This is a genomic window from Streptomyces sp. NPDC002825 (assembly GCF_040295385.1).
Classification (GTDB): Bacteria; Actinomycetota; Actinomycetes; order Streptomycetales; family Streptomycetaceae; genus Streptomyces.
This window is the reverse complement of sequence record NZ_JBEOVH010000028.1, coordinates 1-9,363: the sequence shown is the minus strand read 5'-3', so window position 1 is coordinate 9,363 and position 9,363 is coordinate 1. Positions and strand designations below refer to the sequence as shown.

Genomic DNA, 9,363 nt, shown 5'->3' with positions numbered 1-9,363 from the left:
CGGAAGTTGGGGGCGATACCGGGCTCGGGACCGGGCTGGCCCGTGCGGCTCCTGGAGGAGTGCGCGCTGACCCATCTCCTCGACCGGGCGTGGCTGGCGGCGGACCGGCTGCCCGCCCCGCTCGCGACGACGGTACGGACCCGGGTGGGCCTCACCGCCCCGGTCGGCGGCGTCCCGGTGCGCGACCACTGGCTGGTCCTCGCCCAGTACGACGCGGCGGACTCCCGGCTGACCACCCGTCGGATCTGGCTGCACGGCACGACGACCGGCCGCACCGCGCTCCTGCTCTCCTTCGGGGCGGCCGGCAGAGCGCCCCAACTCGCCCTTCCCGTGGGCGCGCTGCTCGACGGCGAGCTGACCCCGCACACCGGCGCCGGCCAGGTGCGGGCGGAGCCGGGCGAGCAGTTCGTCCCGGTCGCGGGTCCTGTCGCCCCGCCGGCGGGCGGACCTGTCGGCGCGGCGCTCGACGCGTATGGCCGCGCGCTGTCCGAGGACCCGTGGCTGGAGTCCTGGCCGGTGACGCTGAGCGGGGTGGTCCCGGCCCGTGCGGAGTACGGCTGGCAGCTCGCCGACGCCGACGGCCGCGAGGCGCTGCCCCTGACGCCCGCCGCCCAGTCCCGGCCCGGTCTGTGGCGCCTGGTCGCGCTGTCGGGCGGCGCTCCGGTGACCGTCTTCGGGGAGTGCGGGCACCGGGGGTTCACCCCGCTCGCCGCCTGGTCGCCGGAGACCCCGGGCGAGACGGTTCCCCTGATATGACCTCCGGCCACCGCGCCCCGACGCACGGGAGGAGCCCGATGGACACCACCACGACCACCTCGACCACGCCCCGCGCCGACGACGCGTCCTGGGAGGAGCTCGTCAGCTCGGCGCTCCTCGGCACGGACCGGCGGCCGCCCGCCGGGCTCGCGGGCTCGACGGCGGCCCGGGACGTGCCGGGTGCGCTGCTCGACGCGGCGGCGCTGCACACCGTACGGCGCAGGGCGGGGCTGCGGCCCGGTCCCGCCGCGGCCCTGCCGGAGCCCGCGCCGGAGGACCCTCGCGCGCCGCTGCCCGAGGCCGCCCGGCGCCGCCTCGACCAGCTGCTCGCCGGCCGGGCCGCGCCTTCGCCCGCCGGGCGGCGCGGGGCCGCCCCCGACCTGGCCGAGCTGCTCCCCCAGTGGCTGACCCTCGCCAACCGGTACGGGTACAAGGCGTCGGCCGCCGCCCTGCCGGCGCTGCTCGACGCGGCGAGGGCCCGCACCGACCTGCGGCCCCAGGCGCTGCGCCTGGCCGGTCCGCGCGGGCTGTGGCTGGCCCGGCTCAACCCCGAGTGGAGGTTCGCCCTCCGGGGCACGGGCGCGGGAGGCCGCCTGCCGTCCCCGCGGGACCCGGAGGGGGTCCGGGCTCTGTGGGACGAGGGCCTGTTCGCCGAGCGGGTCGCCCTCCTCGCGGCCGTACGGGCCGAGGATCCGGCTGCCGGTCTCGCGCTGCTCGCGTCGACCTGGTCCGCCGAGCGGGCGGAGGACCGGCTGATGTTCCTGGACTCGCTGCGGAGCGGGCTCTCCGACGCCGACGAGGAGTTCCTGGAGGAGGCCCTCGGCGATCGGAGCCGTAACGTCCGGGCCACCGCCGCCGAACTGTTGTCCGCCCTGCCTGCCTCCGCTCTCGCGGGCCGGATGGCGGTCCGGGCGGCCACCTGCGTCGGTCTCGACCGGACGGCTCCGGTGCCGACGGTCGCGGTCGAGGCCCCGCACGAGTGCGACGCGGCGATGCAGCGGGACGGGCTGGTGGCGACGCCTCCGGCGGGCCGGGGCGAGCGTTCCTGGTGGCTGGGCCAGCTCGTCGAGGCGGCGCCGCTGGCCTCCTGGCCGGCCAGGTTCGGGGGCCGCACCCCGGAGGAGATCGTGGCGCTGCCGGTCGCCGACGACTGGCAGGGCGAGCTGCACGCGGCCTGGTGCCGGGCGGCCGTGCGCCAGCGGGACCCGGCCTGGTCGCGGGCGCTGCTCGGCTCCCCCGCGATCCCGCCCGCGACGGGCCCCGGCACCTCGTCCCTGGCCGAGCGGGCCCAGCTCCTGTCGACTCTGCCCGTGGAGGAGCGGGCGCGGTGGGTCGCCTCGTTCGTCGCGGCCCACGGTCTCTCGGAGGCGTTCCAGCTGCTCGGCGTCTGCGCCGTGCCGTGGGCGGAGCCGCTGGGCGAGGCGGTGGTCGACGCGCTCGACATCGCGCGGGAGGCGGGCAGTTACCCGTGGAGCTTCAGCGGGGTGATGGGCCTGGCTGAGCGCTGCCTCGCCCCGGAGGCGGCGCGGCAGCTGGAGTCGCTGACGGCCCGCCCCGACGAGGCCGAGGACCACTCCCCCGGCGCGGGCGACTACTGGGCGGAGGCCTTCCAGCGCCTGGTCTCGACGCTACGGCTCCGCGCCGCGATGCACGCGGAACTCACCCCACCGGACGCCTGACGGCTACCGGACGCCGTACGCCCACCGAACTCCGCACCGCCGCCCGACCCCGTACGGCCCCCGGACCCCGCACCGCCCCCGGACCCCGTACGGCCCCCGGACACGCACCGCCGTTCCCGTCCCGCACCACCGTCCGGCTCCTGAGGCGCCGGTCCGGCCGATCCCCCGTGCCGGTACTACCCGAGCCGGGACCGCCCTCCGCCGGGGCGGTTCCCCGCCGGAACGGGACAGGGCCCTCACGAACGGGAAGGCCCTGTCACCGCATGCGCACCGCGCAGCGGATCACGCGGCGACGCGGACGTTCGCGTTCACCCAGTCGACGATCGACGCGGTCGTCGCGCCCGGCGTGAAGATCTCCGCGACGCCCTTCTCCTTCAGCGGCGGGATGTCCGCGTCGGGGATGATGCCGCCGCCGAAGACCTTGATGTCCTCCGCGTCGCGGTCCTTGAGGAGCTCCAGGACCTTCACGAACAGCGTGTTGTGCGCTCCGGAGAGGATCGAGAGGCCGATCGCGTCGGCGTCCTCCTGGATCGCGGTGTCGACGATCTGCTCGGGCGTCTGGTGGAGCCCGGTGTAGATGACCTCCATGCCGGCGTCGCGGAGTGCCCGCGCGATCACCTTGGCCCCGCGATCGTGACCGTCGAGACCCGGCTTGGCGACCACCACGCGGATCGGACCGCTCACACCCATGACTGCCTCCACATGCGACCCCCGCGCCTCGTTGCCGGGGAGGTGAACGAACGTTATCCCCAGCATCCCGCACCCGGCCGTTTCGCGGTGGCCACCGAGGGGGAAATCACACGTGGGACATGTTCGCTCTGCGCCGTCCCCGCTCACGGGCCCTTCTCCTGGGCCCACCAGCCGCGAGCGGGGCCGGTCGCGAAGGGAGCCGCGACGAGGTCGCCGCGCCCCCGTGCCGCCGTCCGTGCGGCGCGGGGGCGCGGCGGGCCGGGGTAGCGCTCGCGCCCCGCGTGCCGTTCGGGAGGCCGGCCATGGAGCTCGGCAAGGTCACCGCCCTGATGAAGGCCACCGCGCTGGAAGTCGCGATCCTCACCGGCCATCTCGTCCTCTACCCGTCCGGGATCGTCGCCGAGCGGCTCTCCCCCGGCGAACCGGCCACGACGATCACCCCGGACAGCCGCCCGGTCCTCCTCCTGCACGGTTTCGTCGACAACCGTTCGGTCTTCGTCCTGCTCCGCCGTTCCCTCACCCGGCACGGCCGTGACTGCGTCGAGTCGCTCAACTACTCCCCGCTCACCTGCGACCTGCGGGCCGCCGCAGAACTGCTCGGCCGCCGGGTGGACGAGATCCGCGCCCGCACCGGACACGCCGAGGTCGACATCGTCGGGCACAGTCTGGGCGGGCTGATCGCCCGCTATTACGTGCAGCGACTCGGCGGCGACACACAGGTGCGCACCCTGGTCACGCTCGGCACCCCGCACTCCGGCACCACGGTCGCTCCGCTCGCCGACGCCCATCCGCTGGTGCGGCAGATGCGGCCCGGTTCGGAGGTCCTGCGGGAGCTCGCGGAGCCCGCGCCGGGCTGCCGGACCCGCTTCGTGAGTTTCTGGAGCGATCTGGACCAGGTGATGGTGCCGGTGGAGACGGCTCGTCTCGACCATCCCGACCTGCTCGTGCACAACGTGCGGGTGAGCGGCATCGGCCATCTCGCGCTGCCCGTGCATCCGACGGTGGCCGCCGGGGTCCGGGAGGCCCTGGACGCCGGCGGTCCGGCCGCCTCCGGAGCCCGCGAAGAGGGGACGGGCGCGACCTCCGTCGCCTGACCGCACGACACCGTTCTTCGAACGTTCATCGAACACAAGGCCAAAGCTCTCCACCCGAGCTGGCAAAAGACGGTCGATTGCCCGTTTCCTACGGGCCCAAACCCCTCCGAAGATTGTCCGCCGCGCGTACCGCCGGGTACAGTCGCGCCACTGCTTACCCCCGGGACACCCCTCACGGGCCCGCCCCGGACTGGTCCTGCTGCCGAGGCGAGAGAGACGTTGGTGAACGACCAGCACCCCCACGCCGGGTACGTCGGAGACGGCCCCCACTCCACCGGCAGTTTCGCCATCGACCCGCTGTTCGGCGCCTACCCCGGCGGTCAGGCCGACCACAGCGGCCAGTGGGACCTCGGCCAGTACGCGGCCACCGGCACGTACGCGACGACGGGGCAGTACGACACCACCGGGCAGTACGACACCACCGGGCAGTACGACACGACCGGCCAGTGGGACACCACGGGCCAGTGGAACGCCGCTGCCCCCGGCTACGACGCCACCGGCACGTACGCGACCACCACGACGCAGTACGACACCACCGGTCAGTGGGACGCCTCCGCCTGGACCGAGGCCCAGCACACCGGCCAGTACGAGACCGCGCACGCCGGCACGTACGCCGCCCAGGGCACCTACGGCTACGAGGCCTACGACGCCACCGGCCAGTGGGCCGCCCCCGCCTTCGCCACCGAGACCGGCGCCTTCGACGCCACCGCGTGGAACCACGCGGCCGCGGAGCCCGAGACGCTCGTCCCCCAGCAGTACACGCCGCAGGCCGAGCACACCGCCGAGTTCGCCTTCGAGTACGGCGCCGACGAGGCCGACGAGACGTACGCCCGGGCCGACGACCTGGCCGAGGCCGGGGAGCCGGAGGCCCTCGAAGCCTTCGAGGACGGCGAGGACGACGCGTACGACGGCTACGAGAGCGCTGGCGGTTACGAGAGCTCTGACGGTTACGACGGCTACGACGGTGACGAAGGCGACGACCTCACGGTCGACGGGCCGGCCGTCGAGGTCCGTACCGACCCGGCCCTCGCCGGCCGCCCCGTGCGCCGCTCCTCCGGCGGCAGCCGCGGCCGTCGCCGTACCCCCGCCAAACGGTCCGCGCTGCTGACCGTGGCCGTCCCCTCCGCCTGCGTCATGGGAGTCGCCGGCATCGCCGCCGCCTCCGTCGGCGGCCTCACCGGCCCCACCACGACCGGCGGGCAGAAGGACGACACGACCGCGCTCGCCGCCGCGGACCCGGCCTCGGTCAAGCCGGTCGCCGCCAACACCGCGCTCGACACCCAGCTCGCCGCGCTCAGCGCCGACGCCCGCGACTTCGGCGACCGCGCCAGCCGCACCCAGGAGCGCATCGACCTCCGCGCCCGCCAGGCCGCCGAGAAGAAGAAGCGCGAGGAGGAGGCGGCGCGCAAGGAGGCCATGCGCCCCAAGTTCCTGCTGCCGGTGAAGCTGCACCAGCTCAGCGCCCGGTTCGGCCAGGCAGGCGTCAACTGGATGTCGCTGCACACCGGCATCGACTTCCCCGTCCAGTACGGCACCCCCGTGATGGCCGCGACCGACGGCACCGTCCGTACGCAGTGGAACAGCGCCTACGGCAACATGGCGATCGTGACCGCCCCCGACGGCACCGAGACCTGGTACTGCCACCTGAGCAGCACCAAACTCCGCTCGGGGTACGTCAAGGCCGGCGACGTCATCGCGTACTCCGGCAACTCCGGCAACTCCACCGGCCCGCACCTCCACTTCGAGGTCCGGCCCGGCGGCGGCTCCGCGATCGACCCGCTGCCCTGGCTGCGCAGCCACGGCCTCGACCCGACCAGCTGAGCCTTCCCCCGCGTTCGTACTTCGTACGGGAAAGGGCCCCGGCAGCTGCTGCCGGGGCCCTTTCCCGTATCGCCGTACCGTCTCGCTACAGCTTCTCGACCGGCGCGTACCGCAGCAGCAGCCGCTTCGGCTTCTCGTCGCCGAAGTCGATCGTCGCCTGGGCGTCCGAGCCCCCACCGGTCACCGACACCACCGTGCCGAGACCGAACTGGTCGTGCGTCACGCGGTCGCCGACCTGCAGGGAGATCACCGGCTTCTCGCCGGCGCGCCGGGTGGCGAAGCCGGAGGGGCCGGAGCGCGCGCGGGAGGAGGACAGCGAGGAGGTGATCCCCGAGGTCGGGCCGGCGGGCTTCGCCATCGGACCGGTCCGCTTCCACTCCAGGTACGTGGGCGGGATCTCCTCCAGGAAGCGCGAGGCCGGGTTGTACGAGGGCTGGCCCCAGGCGCTGCGCATCGACGAGCGGGTGAGGTAGAGCCGCTCACGCGCGCGCGTGATGCCCACGTACGCCAGGCGCCGCTCCTCCTCCAGCTCCTTCGTCTGCCCGAGGGCGCGCATGTGCGGGAAGACGCCGTCCTCCATGCCGGTGAGGAACACCACCGGGAATTCCAGACCCTTGGCGGTGTGCAGGGTCATCAGGGTGATGACGCCCCGGCCCTCCTCGTCCTCGTCCGGGATCTGGTCGGAGTCGGCGACCAGGGCGACCTGCTCCAGGAACTCGGCGAGGGTCGCGGGCTCCTCGCCGCGCTCCTGCTCGAACTCGAGGGCCACGGCGGCGAGTTCCTGCAGGTTCTCGATCCGGGTCTCGTCCTGCGGGTCGGTCGAGGCCTGCAGCTCGGCCAGATAGCCGGTCCGCTCCAGTACGGCCTCCAGGACTACGGCGGGGCCCGCGCCGGACTCGGCGACGGTGCGCAGCTCGTCCATGAGCGCGTTGAACCGCTTCACCGCGTTCGCCGAGCGGGCCGCCATGCCGTACGCCTCGTCGACCCGCTTGAGGGCCTGCGGGAAGGTGATCTTCTCGCGCAGGGAGAGGGCGTCGATCATCGCCTCGGCGCGCTCGCCGATGCCCCGCTTCGGGACGTTGAGGATGCGGCGCAGCGGCACGTTGTCCTCGGGGTTGGCGAGGACCCGGAGGTACGCCAGGACGTCCCGGACCTCCTTGCGCTCGTAGAAGCGCACGCCGCCGACGACCTTGTAGGGCAGTCCGACGCGGATGAAGATCTCTTCGAAGACGCGGGACTGGGCGTTGGTCCGGTAGAAGACGGCGACGTCCCCGGCCTTGGCGTCGCCCGCGTCGGTGAGCCGGTCGATCTCGTCGGCGACGAACTGGGCCTCGTCGTGCTCGGTGTCGGCGACGTAGCCGGTGATCTGCGATCCGGCGCCCGCGTTCGTCCACAGGTTCTTGGGACGGCGGGACTCGTTGCGCTCGATGACGGCGTTGGCGGCGGAGAGGATCGTCTGGGTGGAGCGGTAGTTCTGCTCCAGGAGGATCGTCGTCGCGTCCGGGTAGTCCTCCTCGAACTGGAGGATGTTGCGGATGGTCGCGCCGCGGAAGGCGTAGATCGACTGGTCGGCGTCGCCGACGACGCACAGCTCGGCCGGGCCGAGGTCCTCGTAGCCGGTGCCGACCAGCTCGCGCACGAGGGTGTACTGGGCGTGGTTGGTGTCCTGGTACTCGTCGACGAGGACGTGGCGGAAGCGGCGGCGGTAGTGCTCGGCGACGTCCGGGAACGCCTGGAGCAGGTGGACCGTCGTCATGATGATGTCGTCGAAGTCCAGGGCGTTGGCCTCGCGCAGCCGCGCCTGGTACATCCGGTACGCCTCGGCGAGCGTCTTCTCGAAGCCGTCGGCGGCCTGGTCGGCGAAGGTCTCCTCGTCGATCAGCTCGTTCTTCAGGTTCGAGATCTTGGCGCTGAACGACTTCGGCGGGAACTTCTTCGGGTCGAGGTCCAGGTCCCGGCAGACCAGCGACATCAGCCGCTTGGAGTCGGCGGCGTCGTAGATCGAGAAGGAGGAGGTGAAGCCGAGCTTCTTCGACTCGCGGCGCAGGATGCGGACGCAGGCGCTGTGGAAGGTCATCACCCACATCGCGTTCGCCCGCGGTCCGACGAGCTGCTCGACGCGCTCCTTCATCTCGCCGGCGGCCTTGTTCGTGAAGGTGATCGCCAGTATCTGGCCGGGGTGCACATGCCGGGTGGCCAGGAGGTGGGCGATGCGGTGGGTGAGGACCCGGGTCTTGCCGGAGCCGGCACCGGCGACGATGAGCAGCGGGGTGTCGGTGTGGACGACGGCGGCGCGCTGCTGCTCGTTCAGCCCCTCCAGGAGCGCGGCGGCGTCCACGACGGGCCGGGGGTGGCCGTCGCGGTAGTGCGTGTCCCGGGCGGGCGGGGGCGCGTCGAAGTGCTCCCCGAAGAGGTCGTGCGGGACCTCCTCCGTGGCCGGGGAGCCGTGCTCGTCGCTCTCGGGGTCCTCGGGCGGGGGCGGGGGCTCCTCCGAGTGGTTCTGGAGGCTCGCCAGGAAGCTGTCGTCAAAGAGGCTGCTCATCGCCTCACGAGTCTAGGACGCCCCACCGACATCCGGGCCCGCCTTCGGGACGGAGGCTGTGGAAGCGCTCACACCCAGAGGGTCGCGATGAAGATGTTCGCCATGGTCAGACCGCCGACGGCACCGAAGAGGCCCTTGTCGACCCGCTCCTCGTCCCGCTTGACGTAGACCAGGCCCAGGATCACGACGAGGATCGCCAGCTTGATGCCGACCTTGAGGTTGTTCACGGTGTGGTCGTCGGCCTGGTTGAGGCCGACCAGCGCGACGCCCGTGACCAGCATGGTCAGCGCGCCGTGCAGCATCGCGGGGACGAAGCGGGCCGTACCGGCGCCCATCGCCTTCATCTGGGTGAGGAAACCGCCGAGCAGGGAGGCGATGCCGATGATGTGCAGGGCGACGAAGACATTGATGAGTACGTCCATGGGCCGGAGCCTAACCGGGGCCCTAGCACCGCTCCCCGGCCGGGTCCACTCACCCCGCCGCTTCGGTCGGACGGCTGCCGGAATGACCCCGGCCCCTCACTCCGGGCGAAAGAGTTCGGTCCCCGACACGTCAACTGGCGCCAATAACGTTCAACTCCCCGTCCGGCCGTGACCCCCGGTTTAGCGTCCTCCACCAGGTGACCGGCTCCCCACCACCGCCGGCGATCCGGCGGCCGTCGGTCACCCCCGCCGAGAAAACCCGGTGGCGGTCCGTCTCCCCTGTGCGGCCCGCCGTCGGCCCGGCGGGCACCGTCCCCCTCAGGGAAGAGGATGTGACCCGCCCTCGTGGCAGCGCACCG

General features: G+C 73.1%; 7 protein-coding genes. 4 read left to right on the top strand and 3 right to left on the bottom strand.

Annotation, left to right across the window (positions count from 1 at the left end):
* Together ABT041_RS29105 and ABT041_RS29100 are read left to right on the top strand one after the other, a co-directional pair.
* The coding region (locus tag ABT041_RS29105) for an SWIM zinc finger family protein (protein ID WP_502976612.1) at positions 1 to 756 on the top strand (756 nt) is incomplete at its 5' end.
* 38 nt (positions 757 to 794) lie between these two features.
* Positions 795 to 2,435: a DUF5691 domain-containing protein gene (locus ABT041_RS29100; protein ID WP_351189845.1), complete on the top strand. Its 1,641-nt coding sequence runs from the start codon at positions 795 to 797 to the stop codon at positions 2,433 to 2,435.
* 282 nt (positions 2,436 to 2,717) lie between these two features.
* Here the strand turns inward: ABT041_RS29100 and icmB are convergent, their stop codons facing one another.
* Positions 2,718 to 3,125, bottom strand: coding sequence for a coenzyme B12-dependent isobutyryl CoA mutase small subunit (gene icmB / locus ABT041_RS29095; protein WP_041130843.1), 408 nt, complete (start codon positions 3,123 to 3,125; stop codon positions 2,718 to 2,720).
* Between the two features lie 302 nt (positions 3,126 to 3,427).
* Between icmB and ABT041_RS29090 the strand changes: the two genes are divergently transcribed.
* Both ABT041_RS29090 and ABT041_RS29085 read left to right on the top strand, forming a co-directional pair.
* Complete coding sequence (locus tag ABT041_RS29090; RefSeq protein ID WP_351189842.1) at positions 3,428 to 4,219, top strand: lipase family alpha/beta hydrolase; 792 nt, start codon at positions 3,428 to 3,430, stop codon at positions 4,217 to 4,219.
* Positions 4,220 to 4,441: 222 nt separating this feature from the next.
* On the top strand, positions 4,442 to 6,040 hold the full coding sequence (locus ABT041_RS29085; protein WP_351189840.1) for a M23 family metallopeptidase: 1,599 nt from the start codon (positions 4,442 to 4,444) through the stop codon (positions 6,038 to 6,040).
* Positions 6,041 to 6,125: 85 nt separating this feature from the next.
* Here the strand turns inward: ABT041_RS29085 and pcrA are convergent, their stop codons facing one another.
* Together pcrA and ABT041_RS29075 are read right to left on the bottom strand one after the other, a co-directional pair.
* A complete protein-coding gene (pcrA, locus tag ABT041_RS29080; RefSeq protein WP_351189837.1) occupies positions 6,126 to 8,582 on the bottom strand; it encodes a DNA helicase PcrA in 2,457 nt (818 codons plus the stop codon).
* Between the two features lie 68 nt (positions 8,583 to 8,650).
* Positions 8,651 to 9,004 (bottom strand): hypothetical protein, encoded by a 354-nt coding sequence (locus ABT041_RS29075; RefSeq protein WP_351189835.1) that lies wholly within the window; start codon positions 9,002 to 9,004, stop codon positions 8,651 to 8,653.
* Positions 9,005 to 9,363: the final 359 nt, after the last annotated feature.

Excerpts from the sequence above, each read along its gene's own strand:
- ABT041_RS29100 (WP_351189845.1), top strand. The coding sequence starts at position 795 with ATGGACACCACCACGACCACCTCGACCACGCCCCGCGCCGACGACGCG.
- icmB (WP_041130843.1), bottom strand. The coding sequence starts at position 3,125 with ATGGGTGTGAGCGGTCCGATCCGCGTGGTGGTCGCCAAGCCGGGTCTC.
- ABT041_RS29090 (WP_351189842.1), top strand. The coding sequence starts at position 3,428 with ATGGAGCTCGGCAAGGTCACCGCCCTGATGAAGGCCACCGCGCTGGAA.
- pcrA (WP_351189837.1), bottom strand. The coding sequence starts at position 8,582 with ATGAGCAGCCTCTTTGACGACAGCTTCCTGGCGAGCCTCCAGAACCAC.
- ABT041_RS29075 (WP_351189835.1), bottom strand. The coding sequence starts at position 9,004 with ATGGACGTACTCATCAATGTCTTCGTCGCCCTGCACATCATCGGCATC.